This is a genomic window from Mycobacterium sp. NPDC049093 (assembly GCF_040704635.1).
Lineage (GTDB): Bacteria > Actinomycetota > Actinomycetes > Mycobacteriales > Mycobacteriaceae > Mycobacterium.
The window spans coordinates 752893-774279 of sequence record NZ_JBEZJS010000003.1 but is presented as its reverse complement, the minus strand read 5'-3'; the positions used below and the strand labels follow the sequence as shown (position 1 = coordinate 774279).

General features: G+C 67.2%; 22 protein-coding genes and 1 pseudogene. 16 read left to right on the top strand and 7 right to left on the bottom strand.

All coding sequences use genetic code 11. The features are described from left to right. Positions 1 to 23 precede the first annotated feature (23 nt). The 5 genes from AB0876_RS14235 (at position 24) to AB0876_RS14215 (ending at position 6190) form a co-directional block, all read left to right on the top strand. On the top strand, positions 24 to 401 hold the full coding sequence (locus AB0876_RS14235; RefSeq protein ID WP_082941880.1) for a YlxR family protein: 378 nt from the start codon (positions 24 to 26) through the stop codon (positions 399 to 401). Positions 402 to 480: 79 nt separating this feature from the next. After that, complete coding sequence (infB, locus tag AB0876_RS14230) at positions 481 to 3309, top strand: translation initiation factor IF-2 (RefSeq protein WP_491838751.1); 2829 nt, start codon at positions 481 to 483, stop codon at positions 3307 to 3309. A gap of 13 nt (positions 3310 to 3322) precedes the next feature. Further along, the gene (gene rbfA, locus AB0876_RS14225) at positions 3323 to 3826 is read left to right on the top strand and encodes a 30S ribosome-binding factor RbfA (RefSeq protein ID WP_135362295.1); all 504 of its coding nucleotides are present in this window, start codon (positions 3323 to 3325) and stop codon (positions 3824 to 3826) included. After that, positions 3819 to 4823 (top strand): DHH family phosphoesterase, encoded by a 1005-nt coding sequence (locus AB0876_RS14220; protein WP_526042234.1) that lies wholly within the window; start codon positions 3819 to 3821, stop codon positions 4821 to 4823. Before rbfA ends, AB0876_RS14220 begins: the two co-directional genes overlap by 8 nt. 32 nt (positions 4824 to 4855) lie before the next feature. After that, complete coding sequence (locus AB0876_RS14215) at positions 4856 to 6190, top strand: MATE family efflux transporter (protein ID WP_526042233.1); 1335 nt, start codon at positions 4856 to 4858, stop codon at positions 6188 to 6190. A 67-nt stretch (positions 6191 to 6257) separates the two neighbouring features. On the opposite strand, the gene AB0876_RS14210 is transcribed toward AB0876_RS14215, so the two are convergent. Genes AB0876_RS14210 through AB0876_RS14200 form a run of 3 tightly spaced genes read right to left on the bottom strand, consistent with a single transcriptional unit; the run spans position 6258 to position 9721 of the window. Then, positions 6258 to 7658: an FAD-dependent oxidoreductase gene (locus AB0876_RS14210; protein ID WP_526042351.1), complete on the bottom strand. Its 1401-nt coding sequence runs from the start codon at positions 7656 to 7658 to the stop codon at positions 6258 to 6260. A gap of 58 nt (positions 7659 to 7716) precedes the next feature. Beyond that, on the bottom strand, positions 7717 to 8820 hold the full coding sequence (locus tag AB0876_RS14205) for a PDR/VanB family oxidoreductase (protein ID WP_526042232.1): 1104 nt from the start codon (positions 8818 to 8820) through the stop codon (positions 7717 to 7719). Then, positions 8807 to 9721: a metal-dependent hydrolase gene (locus AB0876_RS14200; RefSeq protein WP_491838755.1), complete on the bottom strand. Its 915-nt coding sequence runs from the start codon at positions 9719 to 9721 to the stop codon at positions 8807 to 8809. Before AB0876_RS14200 ends, AB0876_RS14205 begins: the two co-directional genes overlap by 14 nt. 240 nt (positions 9722 to 9961) lie before the next feature. Here AB0876_RS14200 and AB0876_RS14195 point away from each other — a divergent pair, with 240 nt between their 5' ends. From AB0876_RS14195 to AB0876_RS14185, 3 genes and pseudogenes are all read left to right on the top strand, one after another. Further along, positions 9962 to 10855 (top strand): cyclopropane mycolic acid synthase family methyltransferase, encoded by an 894-nt coding sequence (locus AB0876_RS14195; protein ID WP_491838756.1) that lies wholly within the window; start codon positions 9962 to 9964, stop codon positions 10853 to 10855. 85 nt (positions 10856 to 10940) lie between these two features. Beyond that, positions 10941 to 11505, top strand: a pseudogene (locus AB0876_RS14190) (RNA polymerase sigma factor). Then, entirely contained in the window at positions 11502 to 12200 is a 699-nt protein-coding gene (locus AB0876_RS14185) for an anti-sigma factor (RefSeq protein WP_491838758.1), read from the top strand. The pseudogene AB0876_RS14190 and the gene AB0876_RS14185 overlap by 4 nt, the downstream one beginning before the upstream one ends. Before the next feature lie 59 nt (positions 12201 to 12259). Here the strand turns inward: AB0876_RS14185 and AB0876_RS14180 are convergent, their stop codons facing one another. Beyond that, a complete protein-coding gene (locus tag AB0876_RS14180; RefSeq protein WP_526042231.1) occupies positions 12260 to 12877 on the bottom strand; it encodes a class I SAM-dependent methyltransferase in 618 nt (205 codons plus the stop codon). 45 nt (positions 12878 to 12922) lie between these two features. Between AB0876_RS14180 and AB0876_RS14175 the strand changes: the two genes are divergently transcribed. The 3 genes from AB0876_RS14175 to AB0876_RS14165 all read left to right on the top strand — a co-directional run bounded on the left by AB0876_RS14175 (position 12923) and on the right by AB0876_RS14165 (position 14253). Next, positions 12923 to 13360: a MerR family transcriptional regulator gene (locus AB0876_RS14175; protein ID WP_055113100.1), complete on the top strand. Its 438-nt coding sequence runs from the start codon at positions 12923 to 12925 to the stop codon at positions 13358 to 13360. Between the two features lie 93 nt (positions 13361 to 13453). Next, the gene (locus AB0876_RS14170; RefSeq protein ID WP_526042230.1) at positions 13454 to 13720 is read left to right on the top strand and encodes a hypothetical protein; all 267 of its coding nucleotides are present in this window, start codon (positions 13454 to 13456) and stop codon (positions 13718 to 13720) included. Between the two features lie 26 nt (positions 13721 to 13746). Beyond that, on the top strand, positions 13747 to 14253 hold the full coding sequence (locus tag AB0876_RS14165; protein ID WP_526042229.1) for a hypothetical protein: 507 nt from the start codon (positions 13747 to 13749) through the stop codon (positions 14251 to 14253). A gap of 500 nt (positions 14254 to 14753) precedes the next feature. Here the strand turns inward: AB0876_RS14165 and AB0876_RS14160 are convergent, their stop codons facing one another. Next, positions 14754 to 15509 carry an enoyl-CoA hydratase gene (locus AB0876_RS14160; RefSeq protein WP_526042228.1) on the bottom strand — a complete coding sequence of 252 codons (756 nt, stop codon included), beginning with the start codon at positions 15507 to 15509 and terminating at the stop codon, positions 14754 to 14756. A 22-nt stretch (positions 15510 to 15531) separates the two neighbouring features. On the opposite strand from AB0876_RS14160, the gene AB0876_RS14155 reads away from it, so the two are divergent. Both AB0876_RS14155 and AB0876_RS14150 read left to right on the top strand, forming a co-directional pair. Then, positions 15532 to 15795, top strand: coding sequence for a DUF2277 domain-containing protein (locus AB0876_RS14155; RefSeq protein ID WP_526042227.1), 264 nt, complete (start codon positions 15532 to 15534; stop codon positions 15793 to 15795). Continuing rightward, positions 15792 to 16340, top strand: a complete 549-nt coding sequence (locus tag AB0876_RS14150) for a DUF1802 family protein (protein WP_526042226.1) — start codon at positions 15792 to 15794, stop codon at positions 16338 to 16340. Before AB0876_RS14155 ends, AB0876_RS14150 begins: the two co-directional genes overlap by 4 nt. Before the next feature lie 80 nt (positions 16341 to 16420). On the opposite strand, the gene AB0876_RS14145 is transcribed toward AB0876_RS14150, so the two are convergent. Both AB0876_RS14145 and AB0876_RS14140 read right to left on the bottom strand, forming a co-directional pair. After that, positions 16421 to 18058 (bottom strand): CocE/NonD family hydrolase, encoded by a 1638-nt coding sequence (locus tag AB0876_RS14145; protein ID WP_526042225.1) that lies wholly within the window; start codon positions 18056 to 18058, stop codon positions 16421 to 16423. A 48-nt stretch (positions 18059 to 18106) separates the two neighbouring features. Continuing rightward, entirely contained in the window at positions 18107 to 18703 is a 597-nt protein-coding gene (locus AB0876_RS14140) for a DUF3558 domain-containing protein (protein ID WP_526042224.1), read from the bottom strand. A gap of 161 nt (positions 18704 to 18864) precedes the next feature. Here AB0876_RS14140 and pptH point away from each other — a divergent pair, with 161 nt between their 5' ends. The 3 genes from pptH to truB are packed head-to-tail and all read left to right on the top strand — an operon-like array spanning position 18865 to position 21385. Then, entirely contained in the window at positions 18865 to 19824 is a 960-nt protein-coding gene (gene pptH, locus AB0876_RS14135; RefSeq protein WP_491838765.1) for an ACP phosphodiesterase PptH, read from the top strand. After that, on the top strand, positions 19821 to 20495 hold the full coding sequence (gene pptT / locus AB0876_RS14130) for a 4'-phosphopantetheinyl transferase PptT (protein WP_526042223.1): 675 nt from the start codon (positions 19821 to 19823) through the stop codon (positions 20493 to 20495). The genes pptH and pptT overlap by 4 nt, the downstream gene beginning before the upstream one ends. Next, positions 20492 to 21385 carry a tRNA pseudouridine(55) synthase TruB gene (gene truB / locus AB0876_RS14125; RefSeq protein ID WP_526042222.1) on the top strand — a complete coding sequence of 298 codons (894 nt, stop codon included), beginning with the start codon at positions 20492 to 20494 and terminating at the stop codon, positions 21383 to 21385. Before pptT ends, truB begins: the two co-directional genes overlap by 4 nt. Positions 21386 to 21387: the final 2 nt, after the last annotated feature.

Genomic DNA, 21387 nt, shown 5'->3' with positions numbered 1-21387 from the left:
GCCCCGGGGCGGTAGACTCAGCCGTGATCCAGCGCGAGACTCCGGCTCTGACGCAACGAAGCACCTCCGACACCTCTGTCGGACCAGTGCGGACCTGCATCGGGTGTCGGAAGCGAGAGTTGGCCGCCGAGTTGCTCCGAGTGGTTGCGGTGACCGACGGGAACGGGACCAGTTCCGTAACCGTTGACCCCGCGGCGAGTCTGCCTGGGCGTGGTGCGTGGCTGCACCCCGACCAGCAGTGCGCACAGATGGCAGTGAAGCGACGAGCCTTCGTCCGAGCGTTGCGACTCACCGGTTCACCGGATACATCCGCGGTGATCGAGTACGTCGAGAAGTTCGACCTCGACGGGCCCGCCACCCCGGCAACAGAACAGGTAGCGAAGAACATGAGCACACCGTGAAGTCCCGATGACCATGCGTCATAGCTAAACCCGAGGCGCGGCGCCTACCACCGCTGTTGCCTCCAGACGAGGAGATGTAGTGGCAGCAGGTAAGGCCCGTGTACACGAGTTGGCGAAGGAACTCGGTGTCACCAGCAAGGAACTCTTAGCCAAGCTCAAGGAGCAGGGCGAGTTCGTCAAGTCGGCGTCCTCCACTGTGGAGCCGCCCGTCGCGCGTCGGTTGCGCGAGTCGTTCGGCACCAAGGCCGGCGGCAAGAAGCCCGAAGACAAGCCCCGCCCGCAGGGCAACGCTGCAGCGCCCGCGGCCCCCAAGCCCGGCGCTCCGGCTCCCAGCCCCGCGACGGCGGCCAAGCCGTCCCCGGCCAAGCCCGCGGCCCCCGCGGCCCCGGCGGTCGAACCCCAGGCTCCGGCAGCCGAGGCGGCCCCGGTCGCTCCGGCCCGTCCCGCCGCACCCAAGCCGGCTGCCCCGCAGCCTCCGGCCGCGCCCAGTGCGCCGGCCGCTGCTGCGCCCAGCGCCCCGGCAGCGCCCACTCCGGGCGCCACGCCCGGTCCGCGGCCCACTCCCGGTGCCACCCCCGGCCCGCGTCCGGGTCCGGCATCGGGCGCCCCGAAGCCGGCCCCGCGTGCCCCGCGGGTCGGCAACAACCCCTTCTCCTCGCAGCAGCCGGTCGAGCGGCCCATCCCGCGGCCGCAGCCGCGGCCCGGTGCCCCGCGTCCCGGCGGTGGCCCGCGTCCGTCGCCCGGCAACATGCCGCCGCGTCCGGCCGGCGCCGGTGCTCCCGGACGTGGTGGCCCACGCCCCGGCCCGCGTCCCGGTGGCGGCCCCCGTCCCGGCGGTGCCGGTCAGGGTGCTCGTCCCGGCGGCGGCGGTGGCGGTAACTACCGCGGCGGCGGTGCCGGTGGTGGCGGTGGCGCACCCGCAGGTGGTGGCGGCGGTTTCCGCGGTCGCCCCGGTGGTGGCGGCGGCGGTCGTCCCGGTCAGCGCGGTGGCGCAGCCGGTGCGTTCGGTCGTCCCGGCGGTGCCCCGAAGCGCGGCCGTAAGTCGAAGCGGGCGAAACGCGCCGAATACGAGAACATGCAGGCGCCCGTCGTCGGTGGTGTGCGGTTGCCCAAGGGCAACGGCGAGACCATCCGGCTGGCCCGCGGCGCATCGCTGAGCGACTTCGCCGAGAAGATCGACGCCAACCCGGCCGCACTGGTCCAGGCGCTGTTCAACCTCGGTGAGATGGTCACCGCGACCCAGTCGGTCGGTGACGACACCCTGGAGCTGCTCGGCAGCGAGATGAACTTCAAGGTGCAGGTCGTCTCGCCCGAAGACGAGGACCGCGAACTGCTGCAGTCCTTCGACCTCACCTACGGCGAGGACGAGGGTGACGAGGACGACCTCGAGTTCCGCCCGCCCGTGGTCACGGTCATGGGTCACGTCGACCACGGCAAGACCCGACTGCTGGACACCATCCGCAACGCCACCGTCCGCGAGGGCGAGGCCGGCGGCATCACCCAGCACATCGGCGCCTACCAGGTCGAGGTCGATCTGGACGGCAACGTCCGGCCGATCACCTTCATCGACACCCCGGGTCACGAGGCGTTCACCGCCATGCGTGCCCGTGGTGCCAAGGCCACCGACATCGCGATCCTCGTGGTCGCGGCCGACGACGGCGTCATGCCGCAGACGGTGGAGGCCATCAACCACGCGCAGGCCGCTGACGTGCCGATCGTGGTGGCGGTCAACAAGATCGACAAGGAAGGTGCCGACCCGGCCAAGATCCGGGCGCAGCTCACCGAGTACAACCTGGTGGCCGAGGACTACGGCGGCGACACCATGTTCGTCGACATCTCGGCCAAGCAGGGCACCAACATCCAGGCGCTGCTGGAAGCGGTCGTGCTGACCGCCGACGCGGCCCTGGACCTGCGGGCCAACCCCGACATGGAGGCCCAGGGTGTGGCGATCGAGGCGCACCTGGACCGCGGTCGCGGTCCGGTGGCCACGGTGCTCATCCAGCGCGGCACCCTGCGGGTCGGCGACTCGGTGGTGGCCGGCGACGCCTATGGTCGCGTCCGCCGCATGGTCGACGAGCACGGCGACGACGTCGAAGAGGCGCTGCCCTCACGTCCGGTCCAGGTCATCGGCTTCACGTCGGTGCCCGGTGCCGGTGACAACTTCCTGGTTGTCGACGAGGACCGCATCGCCCGCCAGATCGCCGACCGGCGCAGTGCGCGCAAGCGCAACGCGCTGGCCGCACGCAGCCGCAAGCGGATCAGCCTGGAAGACCTGGATTCGGCACTGAAGGAAACCAGCCAGCTGAACCTGATCCTCAAGGGCGACAACGCCGGTACGGTCGAAGCCCTCGAGGAAGCCTTGATGGGCATCGAGATCGACGACGAAGTGGAGCTGCGGGTCATCGACCGCGGTGTCGGTGGCGTCACCGAGACCAACGTCAACCTGGCTTCCGCCTCGGACGCGATCATCATCGGGTTCAACGTCCGTGCCGAGGGCAAGGCGACCGAGCTGGCCAACCGCGAGGGTGTGGAGATCCGGTACTACTCGGTGATCTACCAGGCCATCGACGAGATCGAGAAGGCCCTCAAGGGCATGCTCAAGCCGGTGTACGAGGAGAAGGAGCTCGGCCGCGCCGAGATCCGGGCGATCTTCCGGTCGTCCAAGGTCGGCAACATCGCCGGCTGCCTGGTCACCTCGGGCATCATGCGTCGCAACGCCAAGGCCCGGCTGCTGCGTGACAACACGGTGGTCGCGCAGAACCTCACGGTGTCCTCGCTCAAGCGCGAGAAGGACGATGCCACCGAGGTCCGCGAGGGTTACGAGTGCGGTCTGACGCTGACCTACAACGACATCAAGGAAGGCGACGTCGTCGAGACGTACGAGCTCGTTGAAAAGGCTCGCGCGTGAAGGTGTCCGAATAATGGCTGATCCCGCACGGGCCAAGCGGCTCGCCAAACGGATCTCCACCATCGTCGCCTCGGCGATCGAGTACGAGATCAAGGATCCCCGCCTGGCGGGGGTCACCATCACCGACGCGAAGATGACCGGTGATCTGCACGACGCCACGCTCTACTACACGGTGCTGGGATCCTCGCTCGACGACGAGCCGGACTATGCCGGCGCGGCGGCGGCGCTGGAGAAGGCCAAGGGCGTATTGCGGACCAAGGTGGGCGCCGGGACCGGGGTGCGATTCACCCCGACCCTGGCGTTCGTCCGCGACACCGTGCCCGATGCGGCGCACCGGATGGAGGAGCTGCTGGCTCGGGCGCGGGCTGCGGACGAGGATCTGGCGAGAGTTCGGCAGGGTGCCAAGCACGCCGGTGATGAAGACCCGTACCGTGTGAGCGGGGCGGAAGACATGGACGGGCTTGCCGACGGGGCAGACACAGAGGATGCCGGTGACCGCGATCGAACGGATGACTGAAAGTGCTCATTCGGGGGCTCCCAACGGGTGCCCTTCCGGTCAGCGTGTCGACGCGCGTGCGGCAGCCGACCTTCTCTCCGACGCGACGAGTATCAGCGTGGTGTGCCATGTCTATCCCGATGCCGACACCATCGGCGCCGGGCTGGCCCTCGCGCAGGTGCTCGACGACGCCGGCAAGCAGGTCGAGGTAGCCTTCGCGGCTCCCGACCAGCTGCCCGAATCCCTGCAGACACTGCCGGGCGGGCATCTGATGGTCTCGCCGACCACCATCCGGGATGACGCTGATCTGGTTGTCACAGTGGACATCCCGAGCGTCAACCGGCTCGGTGCGCTGGCGGGACTGGCCGTTGCCGGCCGTGAGGTCCTGGTCATCGACCACCATGCGTCCAATCAGCTGTTCGGCACCGCCAACTACGTCGACCCGACGGCCGATTCCACCACGATGCTGGTGGCCGAACTTCTCGACGCCTGGGACAAGCCCATCGACAAACGGGTGGCGCACTGTCTGTACGCCGGACTGACCACCGACACCGGCTCGTTCCGCTGGGCGACCGCGCGGGCACACCGGTTGGCGGCCCGGTTGGTCGAACTCGGGGTCGACAACGCCTCGATCAGCCGCGCCCTGCTCGACACCCATCCGTTCGCATGGTTGCCGATGCTGTCGCGGGTGCTGGCTTCGGCGCGGCTGCTCCCGAGTGCCGTAGGCGGCCGTGGACTCGTGTATGCCGTGGTGCCGCATGACGAATGGTCCAGCGCCCGGCCCGAGGAAGTGGAGAGCATCGTCGACATCGTGCGCACCACCCAGCAGGCAGAAGTCGCCGCGGTGTTCAAAGAGATTGAGCCGCAACACTGGTCGGTGTCGATGCGGGCCAAGTCGCTGAACCTGGCCACGGTCGCCAGCTCATTCGGGGGCGGCGGCCACCCGCACGCGGCCGGGTACTCGGCCGCCGGGCCCGCCGATGACGTCGTGCAGGCGCTTGCGCAAGCTCTTGCCTGACCGCGTACCGCACGCCGTTCCCGGGCCGTCACATGGTTGAACCCGAAGGCGACATTCCCGTCACGCCGGCCACCACCCGCCGGATCGCCGGCCTGGCATTTCCGGCACTCGGTGTGCTCGCCGCCGAGCCGATCTACCTACTCTTCGACATCGCCATCGTCGGGCGGCTGGGCGCGCTCAGCCTGGCCGGCCTGGCGATCGGTGGCCTGATCCTCGGCCTGGTCAACTCCCAGGGCACGTTCCTGTCCTACGGCACCACGGCGCGCTCGGCCCGCATGTTCGGGGCGGGTGACCGGCAGTCCGCCGTCGGCGAAGGCGTCCAGGCCACCTGGTTGGCATTGGGTCTGGGGCTCCTGATCGTCGCGGTGGTACAGGCGGCGGCGGTGCCGCTGCTGTCGGCGATCGCGGGACGCTCTGACATCGCCGACGCCGCACTGCCGTGGCTACGGATCGCCATCCTGGCCGCCCCGGCGATCCTGGTGTCGCTGGCAGGCAACGGCTGGATGCGCGGGGTACAGGACACGGTCCGGCCGCTGCGCTACGTGGTGTTCGGGTTCGCCGTGTCAGCGGTGCTCTGCCCGCCGCTGGTCTACGGCTGGCTGGGTCTGCCACGGCTGGAGCTGGCTGGGTCTGCGGTGGCCAACCTGGTGGGGCAGTGGGTCGCGGCGCTGTTGTTCCTGCGGGCCCTGCTGAGTGAGAAGGTGGCGCTACGGGTTCAGCCCGCGGTGCTGCGTGCCCAGTTGACCATGGGCCGCGATCTGCTGGTGCGGTCGATGGCGTTCCAGGCCTGCTTCCTGTCGGCCGGGGCCGTCGCTGCCCGGTTCGGTGCGGCGGCCGTGGCGGCCCATCAGGTTGTCCTGCAGGTGTGGAGTTTCCTTGCACTGGTGCTTGATTCGCTCGCCATCGCGGCGCAGTCACTCGTCGGCGCGGCATTGGGAGCGGGTCAACTGGCGCATGCCAAGAGCGTGGCGTGGCGGGTGACGCTGTTCTCCACGATGGCCGGCGTGGTGCTGGCCCTGGTGTTCGCCGTCGGCTCCTCGGTACTGCCGCCGGTGTTCACCGACGATCAATCGGTGCTGGAGGCGATCAGGGTGCCGTGGTGGTTCCTGGTGGCCCAATTGCCCGTGGCGGGAATCGTCTTCGCCCTCGACGGTGTGCTGTTGGGTGCGGGCGACGCCAAATTCATGCGCAACGCCACCCTGGCCAGCGCGCTGGTCGGCTTCCTGCCTCTGATCTGGTTGTCGCTCATCTACGGCTGGGGCCTGTTCGGCATCTGGTCGGGGTTGAGCACGTTCATGGTGCTGAGGTTGATCTTCGTCGGTTGGCGGTCGTTCTCAGGTCGTTGGCTGGTGCCCGGGGCCGGTTAGGCCCAGACGAACCCAGGTCGGCAAGAGGCCGCGCGATGATGGCGAAGTTGGTTGGCGTCCAGGGCGATCACCGTGACAGGTCGGTCGAAGATTGTCTGACCACACGGGCAGTCGGCCCCGTGGCGGTGCGTTCGGACAGCCACGTCCGGACGTTGTTGCGGACGGCGCGCCCGACGAGCCGAGGCGATGGTGCCAGGTAGAGACTGTCGAGCAGGCTGGTGCGCCGGAGAAACCATTCGGCCAGCACCGGGTCTGTCTCCGCTGCGGCGAGGAACTGATCGAACAGTCCGTACAGCGGCCTGTACCACCACGGACGGTGACCCTGGGCGCCATGCTCGGCATGATCGGCGACTGCGTTCATGAGCCACACCGGATAGGTGGATCGTGCCGTCGCATGTGCCAGCCGGGAAGCAACATCCGTCGATCCGCTGCCGAGGACTGCACGTAGATTGCCGGCTTGAATAGTCGTCATCGTCACGCCTTGGCCGAAAGTGGGATTGAGGCTCGCGACGGCATCGCCGAATGGCAGTATTCCACTGGGCAGTCTGGACAGCTTGTCGTATCGGTGCCATTTGCAGGTGGGATAGCGGTGAAACATCATGGCGCCGCGCGGTTCTCCTGCTTGCACGGCCGAACTGATGTGCGGCGGTAGCAGGGTCTCGGCCAATCGGCAGATCCCGGCGTGGTCACGTGGAGGTTCGGTCTTCGCCACTCCGAATGTCGTGACGGTCCAGGTGCTGTCCTCGTGGAACAACATGCCCATGCCGAGCTGCCGGTCCCGAGTTGCACTGACCAGCACCATTTTCTCTGCGATCAGGCCGGGTGGAATCCGGACCCGGTGCGAGGCGTATGTGACCCCGACGTGGACCTCATCTACCCTCGGTCGGTCAAAGCCCCACTGCTGCAGCCACACTGGTAGGCGGCTACCGCGGCCTGAGGCGTCGACGACGAGGTCAGCAGGCACCCGCTCGCTGTCGTGGAGGACAACTCCGGTGACCCGATTGGTGTCAGGATCGAACTGCGGGTACGCCACCGCTCGCTGTTCCAGCCCGACCGACGGAATCGCGTTGACGCGCCTGCGGATCTGCCATTCGAGTTGTCCGCGGCTTGGCACGTACGCGGTGAAGCTGTTTTGCAGCCCTTTCCCGGTGCCGAGGATATGTCCGGCCGCAGCGAAATGAATTGACTCCGGCTGATTGTGGACGACAGGAACGCCGGCGCCGGCCATGTCATCCAGCAGTCCTGGAAAGAGGCGTTCGAGTTCCTGCGCTCCCCGCGCCATCAGGAGGTGAACATGCTGACCTTGGGGTATCGCCGGGCGGTTGACAGGTTCGTCGGGCAGTTCATCGCGTTCGTACAGAGTGACACGGTCGAAGTGGTCGGCCAGCACACGAGCTGCACAAAGGCCGGCGATGCTGCCGCCGATGACCACGGCGTGGTTCGAAGGACGGTCGAGCGTTCTGATCAGCACTGGTACCCCCGCAGACTGGCCAACATGTCACCGCACCCTTCCTGTCGAATCTCGGCTATAGGTCAAGGACGAGCCGTCCGGAAATGGATTCGGCCCGGGAGACACAAACGAGCATCTGTCCGGATTCGCGTTGCTGGTCGGTGAGGAGCGCGTCGCGATGCTCGACGTCGCCGGCAATGACCCGCTGGACGCAGGTTCCGCAGAACCCTTGCCGGCACGAGTAGCCCACGTTGGGCACGGCCGCCCGCAGGGCCTGAAGCGCGGTCTGGTCTGGGCCGACCTGCACAATCCTGGCGCTACGCGCCAGCTCGATTTCGAACGGAATCCCGTCGACCACCGACAGCGGTGAGAAACGCTCGACGTGCAACTCCATGCCTGAATCGAGCGGTACGACCCGGCGGACAGTCTCCACCATGGATGCTGGACCACACAGGTAGACCGCTTTTTGGTCGTCCACCCCGTCGAGGAGTTCGCTCGCGGTCAGCCGCCCATGCTCGTCACCGGTGTGCACCTGCGCCCGGTCTCCCCAGGCTGCGAGTTCATCCAGGAACGGCAGGTTGTCTCGTCGCCGTCCCGTGTAACACAACGACCACGGCACGTCGAGGCGCTCGGCGAGACGGACCATCGGCAGGATGGGTGTGATACCGATGCCGCCCGCGATGAAACGGATTTCCGCGGCCTTGGAGCCAGAACCTGGCACAGCCATCGTGAATGCGTTACGCGGATCGCTGATCTCGACGGTCTGACCCACGTCCAGGCCATGGACTTCCACTGACCCACCGCTGCCTCCGGGGATCCGGCGCACGGCGATCCGATACTCCTGCGTGCGGTGCGGGTCCCCGCATAGTGTGTACTGCCGGGTGCGCCCCGACGGGAGATGAAGATCGATGTGTGCGCCCGGGTGCCATCGGCACAGAGTCGAGCCGTCGTGGGATGTCAGGGTGAGCTCGACGACGGTGTCGTCGCGCGCGACGCTGCGTCGGTCCGCCACGAGCACGCTCTTACGGTTGGCGGCGTGTCTGAGTTCAGGCAGTTCTCCATCTCCTCCCAGACGCATCACCGTCGATACGAAGTGGGAAACGGCTGTCGCGGCCAACCGAACGATGACGTCTGGACGATCCGACCGGTAAAGCCCAGGGGGCGGTTCACCGATGTACATGGGCAGCGCGCACCGCAGGTGAGGTGGCCAGGTACGCAACCGCTTGTGCCGTGACGCCCTCGTCGACGGGGTGGTAGTCGGGCTTGAGGAGGCGCAGCCCGCTGCGGATCATGAAACCCGCGGTCGGGACAGCTCCGCGCTTACCCGAGGCACGCAGCTGCCACAAGATCCGGGCGTACCCCAGGTTCGGCAATACCGGATCCTTGTGCACCAGGAACTTCGTTCCACGCAGCAGCAGCGTGAAGAACACGACACTGACCAGGACACCCGACACGGCCTGGGCGATGAAATCCATGCCGAAGTATCTTGCGACGTTGTACGAGACGTGACGGTGCTCTACCTCCTCGGCGCCGTGCCACCGATAGAGGTCACACAACATCGGGTCGACGCCCATGTCGTCCCAGGAATTGTTCAGTGCCCAGTGCCCCAACACACCGGTGAAATGCTCTGCGGCGCAGAGCGCATGCGTGCCCGAGGCGAGTGCTTTGCGCCGCTTGTCTGAACTGGCTGTGGATACCCGCCGGTCGTACTGGTCCGCTATCCATTGCAACTGGCGATGAAAAGGCTCGGGATCAATTCCGTGTCGCCGCACAAATTCGACCAGGACCTCGTCGTGAGTGTTGGCGTGTACGGCTTCTTGGCCGATGAAGCCGATGATCTCCTCCCTCAGGTGCTCGTCTCGCACGTGCTCCAAGGCATCGGAGAGCAGTCTGCTGAACCACCGCTCGGCAACCGGCAGAAACAAGTTGAGTGCCGTCACGATGTGCGAGGCGTACGGATCCTCTGGGATCCAATGCAATGGCGCCGCATCCAACTGGACGTGAACTCGCCTCGGGCGCAACGCCACCTCCTCGGGGGCGAAGCGGTCCGCACCCGATGCGGTCTGATGTTGAGCTGGCACGCGAGTTCGACGTGCAGGTGAACCACTGCATTGTCGCGCTGAGGCCATGGACGTCTCCAGTCGTCTAGAGGTCGGTACCCAACGTCCGCCCTCAACTGATATTCGGAGCGATGGTCCTCGCGGATGAGGGTGCGAGCGACCAAGTCGAAATGATCCGCGAGGGTGTCGGCTCCGAATTACCTGCGCGGAACTGATGAACCGGCGCGCTCATCCGCACGTGTCAGATAGGTGGATTCGAATATGCCCAGCTTGACGCCGCACTTCGAGGACATACAGGCCCACTACGACCTGTCGGACGACTTCTTCCGGCTGTTCCTCGACCCGACACAGACCTACAGCTGCGCCTACTTCGAGCGTGACGACATGACCTTGGAGGAAGCACAGCTGGCCAAGATCGACCTGGCACTCGGCAAGCTGGGGCTCGAGCCGGGAATGACGTTGCTTGACATCGGCTGCGGTTGGGGAGCCACCATGAGGCGGGCGATCGAACGCTACGACGTCGACGTCGTCGGGTTGACCTTGTCCAAGAACCAGGCTGCACACGTGCAGACGATGTTCGATGCGATGGACAGCCCTCGACGCAGAAGCGTGCGATTAGCCGGCTGGGAGGAGTTCGACGAGCCGGTCGATCGGATCGTCTCGATCGGAGCATTCGAACACTTCGGTCATCAGCGTTATCCGGCCTTCTTCCGGATGGCTCATCAGGCGCTGCCGTCCGACGGCGTGATGTTGCTTCACACGATCTGCGGACTGCATCCCAACGATGCCCGCCGGTTGGGGGTGCCGATCACCTTCGAGCTGGCTCGGTTCATCAAGTTCATCCTGACCGAAATCTTTCCGGGCGGTCAGCTGCCCTCTGCGCCGATGGTGGATGAGCACGCGATCGAGAGTGGCTTCGCGTTGACCCGCGAACAATCACTGCAACCGCACTATGCGACAACGCTGGATTGCTGGGCGACCGCGTTGGAGGCCAACAGACAACGTGCGGTCGAGATCCAGTCGGAGGAGGTCTACCGGCGCTACATGAAATATCTGACGGGCTGCGCGGACCTGTTCCGGAAGGGCCAGGTGGACGTCGTCCAGTTCACTCTGGAGAAGTGCCAGTTCTTCATGGACGAGAGCGCGGGACGGTGAAAAATCGATCAGCGCTCCGGATTGTCCTGGCAAGTGGTCCATTTCGGCCGGTCATCTGCCACCTCGGCCGAGACTCTCACGCGTGATGGCAGATTCACCGCGGTCGGACAGCGACCTCGACGACCTGCTGCGCCGGGTGGCCCGAGGCGATGTCGTGGCATTCGCGATGTTCTACGACCACACCCGTGCGGCGGGTTTTCGGATTGGTCAGCCGGGTCCTTCGCGATCGCGGCTATAGCGAGGAAACCACACAGGAGGTTTACCTTCAGGTATGGCGGAGCGCAGCGTCTTTCGATCCTTCGGCGGGCTCTGCGGCGGCATGGTTGATTACGCTGGCGCATCGGCGTGCGGTGGATCGCGTCCGCGCCGAGCAGGCCGCCCGTCGTCGCGATTCCAAATATGCAGCGATGTCTGGTGAGCCGCCTGTTGACATCGTGGTAGACGCGGCCGCGCTGTCAGAGGAACATCGCCAAGTGGTCGAGTGTCTGGACGCGCTGTCCGACGCACAGCGCCGGTGCATCGAATTGGCGTACTACCGCGGTTTGACCTATCCCCAGGTGTCAGAGCGGATTGCGGTCAACCTCGCCACCGTGAAGTCACGGATCCGCTCTGGCCTGTTGAGCCTCCGCCGGTGTTTGGGGGCGACATGACAGAGGCGGACGGGTCCGAACTGCTGGAGTTGGCGGCGCTCTACGCATTGGACGCGGTCTCGGACCGCGAGCGCGCCGAGATCGAACGCGGAGTCGACGGCGCGCCCGCGGACGTGGCTTCGGCCTTCGGCGAAGAGGTACAGGGCATTTGGGAGACCATGGCCATTCTCTCGAACGTGACCGCCGTCGAACCCCCGGCACGCCTGCGCCAGCGGATACTGGCTGCCGCGAACTCGTCGTCGCGTCGGAAGCGTTGGCGCCCAGCGGTGTTGGCGGCTGCTGCGGCTGTGGTGATCGCGATCGCTTCGTTCGGCGCGGGCATTGCGCTGCGGCCGACGCCGCCGGCTCCGTCGGTGGCCGAGCAGGTGTTCGGCGCCGCGGACGTACGGTCTGTCAGCGGGGTCATTCCGGCCGGCGGTACGGCTACGGTCGTCTACTCGCGGGAACGTGATGCCGCGGTGCTGGTCATGAACGGCGTTGCTCCACCCGCCGCCGACACCGTCTACCAGATGTGGCTGCTGGACGGCGGGAAGCCGAGGTCGGCCGGCACACTCAGTGCTGCGGCGGTGGGTCCGTCCGCGACCGACACGGTCCTCGATCTCGGCACCGCCAATACCCTGGCGTTCACGGTTGAGCCGGGTTCCGGCTCGGAGCAGCCTACCGGGCAGATATTCGTCCAACTGCCGCTTGAGTGACCTGGGGGACTGACTCGGGACAGCGGCAACTCAGCTCGGGCGGCTCGCTACACCGGAGACTAGAGGGGACGATGCGTAGCGCTGACCACCCAGGCGGCCTGCTTGCCGCTGCCGTTCTCGGCCACTGAGACGTCGTCGAATCCGGCGTCGCGACACACGGCAGCGAACGCCTCGGCCTGCTGTTGTGTCCAGCCGTGGCTGGCCAATCCGGTGGCGTCATCGGGTGATTGGCGTTCGATCGCGATCAACCGCCCGCTCGGTATCAGCACGCGGTGGGCCTCGGCGACCGCCTTGTCGACGTCCTGCCAGTGGTGCACGGTGGCCAGCGCCCACACCACCGTCGCTGAACCGCCCGGCGCGGGCAGTGCTTCTGCGGTGCCCTCGCGCCAGGTGATGGGTGCGCGTTTCGGCGTGACCATCCGGGCGATGCGCAACATGGTGGACGAGGGGTCGACGCCGGTCACCTGCGCTCCGCGGCGGGCGGCTACCCGGGCGGCGGTGCCCGGTCCGCAACCGACGTCCACGACATGGTCTGCCGACGAGAGTTGCGCGACATCCGCGGCGAGCCTGGCCTTTGCCCGGCCGACCAGGAGGAAGGCCAGCCCGCACAACACCCCAGTGACGCCCGAAAAGCCGGGGTGGTCGGCATGGTGATTGATCGCACGCGCGGCGTTCATAGGTAGACCTTGCCGGTTCAAGGCGGGTTGAAGTCAAATGGCGGCATGGACCTGATCCCGATCGGCGACGCCGCGGCGAGGCTGCAGATGAGCCCGTCGGCGTTGCGGTACTACGACGAACGTGGGCTGGTGTCCCCGCGGCAGCGGCAGGCCGGCAAGCGGATGTACGGGCCCGAGGAGCTGCGCCGGCTCGCATTGCTCAAGATTGTGAACCGGTTGGGCCTACCGCTCGACACCGCGGCCGCGGTGCTGGACGCGCCGAGTGAGCAGTGGCGCGAGACGGTACGCGAGCAGATCGCCGCGCTGGATCGAGTGATAGCGCAAGCGCAAGGGGCGCAACAGTTTCTGACTCATGCGTTGCGTTGCCCGAAAGACCACCCGGCGCGCGAATGCGACACGATGATCGGCGCGCTGGACCGGCTCGTCGACGGGATGAGCGTCGAGGAACTCGCCAACGACCAGGCCGGGTGGCTCGTCGACTGATCCTCACCTGCGCGGGATACCGCCAAAATTGGCGCATCGAACCCTGAGGTCACGGGCTGATACTTGAGGGGCGCAGAAAGACAGGGGAGCGGGATGCCGTTGACGGTGTCGCAGGTGCTGGGGTCCCGGCCCGAATCGCTGACCGCAGCGGCCGCTGACGTCAAGGCGGCGGGCGCCGAAATCGATGTTCAAATGGCCGGCGAGCGATCTCAGATGGACGCGTTGGCCTTGAAATGGTCCGGCACCGCATCGGACGGTGCGCAGGTCAATGCCACCGAAATGATCGGGGATCAACAGGGGATGGGCGGCGTAAACCCGCTCGAAGAGGACGCCGGTCTGTCGGATGGGGGCTACCACTGATGCGCCGATGCTTTGTCGCGATAGTTGTGGCAGTCGTCGTGCTGTCGGCCTCGGGCTGTGAGACCAGGGCGCCGTTCGCCCCGTCACTGACCCCGTCGTGGGGTGCGCGCGTCACCGAGGGACAGTTGCAGATCTGGACCGGTGCGCCATGTGTTGCCGTCAAGAAGATCTCGTTGAGCCACGATTCCGAGGATGCCGAGTTGGTGCTCACGGCCACCGATCCGGCCGGGGCGGACGTCGAGCATCTGACGTTGGGTGGGCCGTACCCCGCCGGGCTGCAGGTCACGCGACCGTGGCCGCAGGGCCTGGATTGGCGTACCGCGAAGCAACTGACTTTCCAGCTCGACGCGTTTCCCCCCGGTGCGAAATCAGTCGGTTTCGGCGCGGGGACCGAGGTCTCCGAAATCGTCGACGGATCATCGGAACACCCGGCCGATACCTACTGGTTCACGGGTGTGGGCTGGCTCAACCCGGCCGATGTCGCGGCGAAGGACGACAAGACGTTCACCTCTGTCTGCACTCCCCAACGGTAGGTCGTGTCGGTGAACTTTGGGCACCGGTTTCTGGCGGTGATCGGGTTGGCGGTCGCCGGATTGGCGGTGTCCGGTTGCGAGACCGAAGCACGGACGCTGCCTCAAGCGTGGGGCGCACGGGTCACCGAAGGAAAACTCCAGGTCTGGACCGGTACGCCGTGCGTCGCCGTCAACCGGATCTCATTGAGCGGCGGTGGATATGAGCTGGTGCTCACGGCCACCGACCCGGCCGGAGCCGACGTAGAGCACCTGACCGTGGGTGGACCGTATCCCGCCGGGCTACAGGTCATTCATCCGTGGCCGAGCGACACCGATTGGCGCCTTGCCGGGCAATTGACCTTGCAGGTCAACGCTTTTCCACTCGACGCGCAACCGGTGGATTTCCGTGCGACCACGAGGGTCTCCGACATCGTGGATGGATCCCCGAGCCATCCCGAGAAAAGGACGGCAAGGTGTTCACCGCCGTCTGCGCGTCCGACCCGGCGGGGAGGTAAGCGGTGTCAGCGCACCTGCGCGCGTCCCCGCTCGATCACGGAGCTGCGGCTGGCCGCGATGTCGTCACCGGACGCCGTAGCCATCCAGGCGCGGGCGGACGCCGCTTCGATCCACAGCCCCTGATCGGTCTGGGACTCGTCGATGCGGTGGTACGACGCGAGCAGGGCCTGGACCGCGGCCTGATTGTTGGCGACGATCGACGCGGCCACCTTGCGAGCCGTGGGCAGCAATTCGTCGTGGGGGACGACCTCGGTGACCAGGCCGGCGCGCAGCGCCTCGGCGGCCGAGAGGTAGTCGCCGGTCAGGCTCATCCGCCGGGCCATGCCCACCCCGACCTTCTGCGGCAGGCGCACGCTCAGGCCCCAGGTCGGCAGCAGCCCGACCCGGGCGTGGGTGTCGGCGAATCTGGCCTGCTCGGAGGCGATCAGGATGTCGCAGTAGAGCGCCAGCTCCAGGCCACCGGTGACCGCGGCGCCGTTGATGGCCCCGATCACCGGCTTGGTCATGGCCGGCCACTTGGGGGAGATGTCGGGCAGCTCGGTGGTGTTGCCGAGTTCCTTGAGGTCCAGGCCCGCGCAGAACACCGGATCGGCGCCGGTGAGGATCACGACGTCCACGTCATCGTCGGCCTGCGCGTCGCGCAGCGCAGCGTAGAACTCGGTGCGCAACTGCGCCGAGAGCGCGTTGCGTGACTGGGGCCGGTTCAGCGTCAGGGTGCGAACCCGGTCGGTGGTGTCGATCAGCAGGACGTCATCACTCATCCGATCAACCTATCGTGGGGGCATGTGCCGCAATATCACCGAGTTGCGTGGGCTGGAGCCCGCCGCCACTGACGAAGAAATCGAGGCCGCGGCGCGCCAGTACGTGCGCAAGGTCAGCGGGATCACCCGTGCGTCCGGCGCCAACGTCGAGGCGTTCGAGGCCGCCGTCGCCGAGGTCACCGCCACGACCACCCGGCTGCTCGACGGGCTGGCTCCGCGCCGGCAGCCACCCAAGACTGTCCCGCCACTGCGTCGTCCAGAAGTTCGGGCCCGGCTGGCAACGTGACCCAACCAGCGCTCAAGGAGTGGAGTGCGGCCGTGCATGCGCTGCTCGACGGTCGACAGACCGTGCTGCTGCGCAAGGGCGGCATCCACGAAAAACGGTTCTCGGTAGCCGCACCGGAATTCGTGCTGTTCCCGACGATCGCGCACAGCCACGTCGAACGGGTGCGCCTCGAACACCATGACCTGCTCGCTGAGGCGTCCGCCGACAGCACCGAGGACGCCGTGACGGTTCGCGCCGGAGCGAAAGTCGTTGCCGCAGTGGAGGTCAACCGTCCCGAGTCGATCGACGACCTGGCCGACCTGCACATCTGGACCGCCGAATCGGTGCGGGCCGACCGCCTCGATTTCCGCCCCAAACACCGCCTGACCGTCCTGGTCGTCCAGGTGGCCCCGTTGCGCACGCCGATTCAGTTGGCGCGCACGCCCGAGTTCGCCGGCTGCAAGAGCTGGGTCGACCTTGCGGTGCAGGCGGACTGGGGCCCGCCGGTGCACGACAACGCGATGCTGCGCGACGTCGCCGAACGGGTTCGAACCTCAGTCGGCTAAGGGCTACCCGCTTGTGCGGCGAGTTGCAGTCCCGAGGTGACCGTAATTCGCCGCGTTGTTCTTCGGTCGGGGGCCTATGTTCACGCCGGCGGCACCGGGCCGGCCGGCAACACCACCCGCGAAACCCCGCCCTGACCGTGATGCACGGTATGGGCGGCCCGTACCAGCTGAGAACCGGAGATCGGCGGCTCGGCGGTGCCCAGGTTACGGGCGAAGCGTGGATGTGAGCCGCCGGCGATCAGCAGCCGGATCCGTGACCCCGCAGCGAAGCGATGTGCGACGGCGTCGAGCTCGAGCCGAACCGGCCCGGTGTGATCGTTCAACCGGAGGAACCCGTCGGACACGTTGCGGGACCGGCCTTTTGCGTCCACCTCGCTGATCCGGACGAAGATGTCGTGATGTGGGTTGTCGCAGCTGTGGGCCAGTTCGACGACCGGGTTTCCGGCTACATACAGATCGGCCGGAAGCGGATCGCCGGTGAACGTCAGCACGTCGTTGCGCCGGGCCAGTCGAGTGTCGTCGCGGTATCCGCCGGCCGCGGCCAGCAGTCGGCCGCCGACGGTCGGCGTCGGGTCCGCGGGGTCATAGGTGAATGATGACGCCGGGGCGGTGTCCGGCGGCGCGCTATCGGTCAGGCGACCCGTCGGCTGCAGGAACAACTCGTGCTCCGGCATGACCGGCGGCCAGTCGGCCAGCTCCACCCAGCCGCGCCCGTTGACATGGATCCGGACAGTGCTGCGGCTGGTCTCGCCGTGACCGGCCAGGTGGGCGCCCAGCCAGTCCAGCGATTCGCCGACCACGGTGGTGAGTCCCTTGGTCATCAGCTGGGTGTGAGTCCACGGACCGACCGTCAACGCCACCGGGACACCGCGCCGGTGCAGCTGCTCGTACTGCTCCAAGGTCTGGTCGAGGAACAGGTCCTGCCATCCACTGAGCAGCAGGATGGGCACCTCGGCCTGCTGCAATGCGTCGTCGAACCGCAGCAGGTCCCAGAACGGATCGTCGCGTTCGGGATGTTCCAGCCAGGATTCGTACCACGGTGCGCCGGTGCCGAGCAGCTGACGGCCGGCTGCTCCCATGGGCAGGCCGGCGGTCGCCTTGGCGAGCTCGGCGGGCCCGCGCAGCTGCCGCGACAGGGCCTGCACCACGCCGGGTTCCTCCTGGCGGGCGACCATCGCGCTCCACCCGAGGAAGTCGTTGAGGGAGAACGAACCGGTGCCCCAGGAGGATGCACTGAAGTCGTGCGGGCCGACGGTGATGACGGCGGCCTTCATCTCCGGCGGCGGATCGGCCAGCAGCGCCCACTGGGTGAAGCCGAGGTAGGACAGGCCCACGGTGGCGAACGAGCCGGTGAACCACGGTTGGTCGCGCAGCCAGGCCACGGTGTCGGCGCCGTCGGCCATTTCGTGGACCATCGGCGTGAACTGCCCGCCCGAGCCGAACGTGCCGCGCACACTCTGCAGCACCACGTGATAGCCGCGCGCCGCGTACACCTGAGCGAACAGTGGCGAGAACGGGAAGCGACGGCCGTACGGCCCGCGCACCAGCAGAGTGCCCGCGGGACGGTCGGTGACGGGTGCGTAGTGATCGGCGATCAGCTCGACGCCGTCGCGCATCGGCACCCGCAGCCCGTGCTGCACCGTGAAGTCGGTCGTCTGCGGCGGCAGACCCAGAACCTTGCTGACCGCTGTACCGGCGTACCGGCGGAACTTGCTCACGCAACCAGGCTACGGATCAGCCGCCGCGGCGCCCGGACTCGGTGGTGCTCAGAACTTGTAGTACGGCGCGAGTTCGTGGGCCCGCTGCAGGTTGATCTGCAGGCAGTCCGGCCGATCCGGGGAGTGGACCGGCGAGTAGAACAGCGACTGCTGGATGAGGCCGTAGCTGGTTTTGAACGCGATCATGCAGGTGATCCACCACCGGTCGTTCCAGTCGGTGGGCTTCATGATCCAGTACTGGGCCGCCCGGTGACCGTCGACGTCCAACTCGACCGCGTCGGCCGGGATGGTCTGCTCGTAGGTGCGCCACACGAACGCCTCGACGGCCATCTGGTAATTGCCGGCGTCGTAGTGGCAGCGCAGGCTGTCCTCGGGCTCCGGCGGGGTGTAGGCCAGGCCGATCCGCTGGACCGCGTCGAACGGAATGTCGTTGCACGGATCGAACGGTGAGGGGTCCGTGGTCTCGACGACCGGCCACTTGATCGTGGTGGACACGTTGGTCATCGGGAGGTCGGTGACGTCGAGTTGGAGCGGGCCCGAGGCTGCGCCTTCGGTCTGGCTCGGCTGCCACACCACGAGCACCGCCGCGACCAACGCCGCAACCAGCCCTGTCGAAGCCGAAAGTAGGCGCAACTTGGCGGCCATCACACCCCCTCGTAGTTTGGTGGCAAAACGATCCCCGGCTTGCGGGGAGTGTAGCGGTCCGTCGCGACGGACTCGACCATAAACGAGAACCTGTTCTAGTTGTCAACGGCCCGCCGTCGCGCCGCCCGGTTAGGCTGGTCCGTTGTGGTGGTGCAACTGTGATGATTGATCACGAATCGAGGGACCGGCAGCCGGTTCTGTGGGCGATCAGCGATCTGCATACCGGTCACAACGGGAACAAGCCGGTGACCGAGTCGCTGTATCCGGCCTCGCCGGACGATTGGCTGATCGTCGCGGGTGATGTCGGGGAGCGCACCGATGAGATCAGATGGGCTCTGGACCTGCTGCGCAAGCGGTTCGCGAAAGTCATCTGGGTTCCGGGCAACCACGAACTGTGGACCACGAACAAGGACCCGATGCAGATCTTCGGCCGGTCCCGCTATGACTATCTGGTCGACATGTGCGACCAGATGGGTGTCATCACGCCCGAGCACCCGTTCCCGGTGTGGACCGAACAGGGTGGCCCGGCCACGATCGTGCCGATGTTCCTGCTCTACGACTACACCTTCCTGCCCGAGGGAGCCTCGACCAAGGCCGAGGGGCTGGCCATCGCCCGGGACCGGAACGTCGTCGGCACCGATGAGTTCCTGTTGTCCAGCGAGCCCTACGCGACCCGCGACGCCTGGTGCCGTGAGCGGGTGGCGGCCACCCGCAAGCGACTCGAAGACCTGGATTGGATGACCCCGACGGTTCAGGTCAACCACTTTCCGATGGTCCGCGAACCCTGCGATGCGATGTTCTATCCGGAGTTCTCGTTGTGGTGCGGTACGACGGCCACCAGGGACTGGCACACCCGGTACAACGCGATCTGCTCGGTATACGGCCACCTGCACATTCCCCGCACCACGTGGTACGACGATGTGCGCTTCGAAGAGGTTTCGGTCGGTTATCCGCGGGAATGGCGTCGCCGCAAGCCCTTCCGTTGGTTGCGCCAGATCCTGCCGGACCCCAATTACACGCCCGGGTATCTCAACGAGTTCGGCGGACATTTCCAGATCACGGCCGAGATGCGCGCCCACGCACAGCAGATGCAGGAGCGCATCAAGGCGAGGCGCGCATGAGCGGCACGTTGTTGGGGCAGGTGCTGCCCGACATGCCCGACAAGCTCGCGGCGGCCGAGTTGTACGACGACCCGCCGGGTCTGACGGCGCTGCCGGAGGAGGCGGAACTGGTGGCCCGCGCGGTGGCCAAGCGGCGCAACGAATTCACCACGGTGCGCTACTGCGCCCGCCAGGCGTTGGGCGAGCTGGGCGTGGGGCCGGTCCCGATCCTCAAGGGCGACAAGGGCGAACCGTGCTGGCCCGACGGCATCGTCGGCAGCCTGACCCACTGTCAGGGCTTCCGCGGCGCGGTGGTCGGCCGGGTCGGCGGTGTCCGCTCCGTCGGCATCGACGCCGAACCGCACGACGTGCTGCCCGACGGGGTGCTGGGCGCCATCTCGCTGCCGTTGGAGCGCTCCGAGCTCGGCGCGCTGCCGGACGGGCTGCACTGGGACCGAATCCTGTTCTGCGCCAAGGAGGCCACCTACAAGGCCTGGTACCCGCTGACCCATCGTTGGCTCGGGTTCGAGGATGCCCACATCACGTTCGGGGTGGACGGGTCGGGCACGGCCGGAACGTTTCGTTCCCAGATCCTCATCGACCCGGCCGCCGAACACGGGCCGCCGCTGACCGCCCTGACCGGCCGCTGGTCGGTGCGCGACGGCGTCACGTTGACGGCGATCGTGCTGTGAGCCGACCGGTTCCGGACCCCGGCCTGGTGATCGTCGACAAACCGGCCGGCATGACCAGCCATGACGTGGTGGGGCGGTGCCGGCGACTGTTCGGCACCCGCAAGGTCGGTCATGCCGGCACGCTCGACCCGATGGCGACCGGGGTGCTGGTGGTCGGAATCGAACGCGCCACCAAGATCCTCGGCCTGCTCACGGCCACCGACAAGTCGTATTCGGCAACGATCCGGCTGGGGCAGACCACCACGACCGAAGATGCCGAAGGTGAAGTGCTGCAGTCGGTCTCAGCTGCGGGCGTGACCGATGAGCAGATCGAGACCGCCGTCGCAGCGTTGCGCGGCGACATCGAACAGGTGCCCTCGGCGGTCAGCGCCATCAAGGTCGGCGGTCAGCGGGCCTACAAGCTGGCCCGCGAAGGGCAGACCGTCGAGCTGGCCGCCCGGCCCGTACGCATCGGCCGGTTCGAAGTTCTCGCCGTCCGGCGGGTGGACGACTTCGTCGACGTTGATGTCGAGGTGGACTGTTCCTCGGGGACCTATATCCGCGCCCTGGCCCGCGATGTCGGTGCTGCGCTCGGTGTCGGCGGGCACCTGACCGCCCTGCGGCGCACCAAGGTCGGTCGGTACGGCCTCGACGAGGCCCGCACCCTCGAGGAGCTCGCCGAGGAGGCGCGGCTGAGCTACTCGCTCGACGAGGCCTGCCTGGTGGGGTTTCAGCGCCGCGACCTGACCGACGCGGAAACCGAGGACACCCGGCACGGCCGGGCGCTCACCCCGGCCGGCATCGACGGGGTCTACGCCGCCACCGCGCCCGACGGGCGGGTCATCGCACTGCTGCAGGAAGGCTCGTCACGCACCAAGAACGTGGTGGTGCTGCGGCCCGCAACCCTGTAATC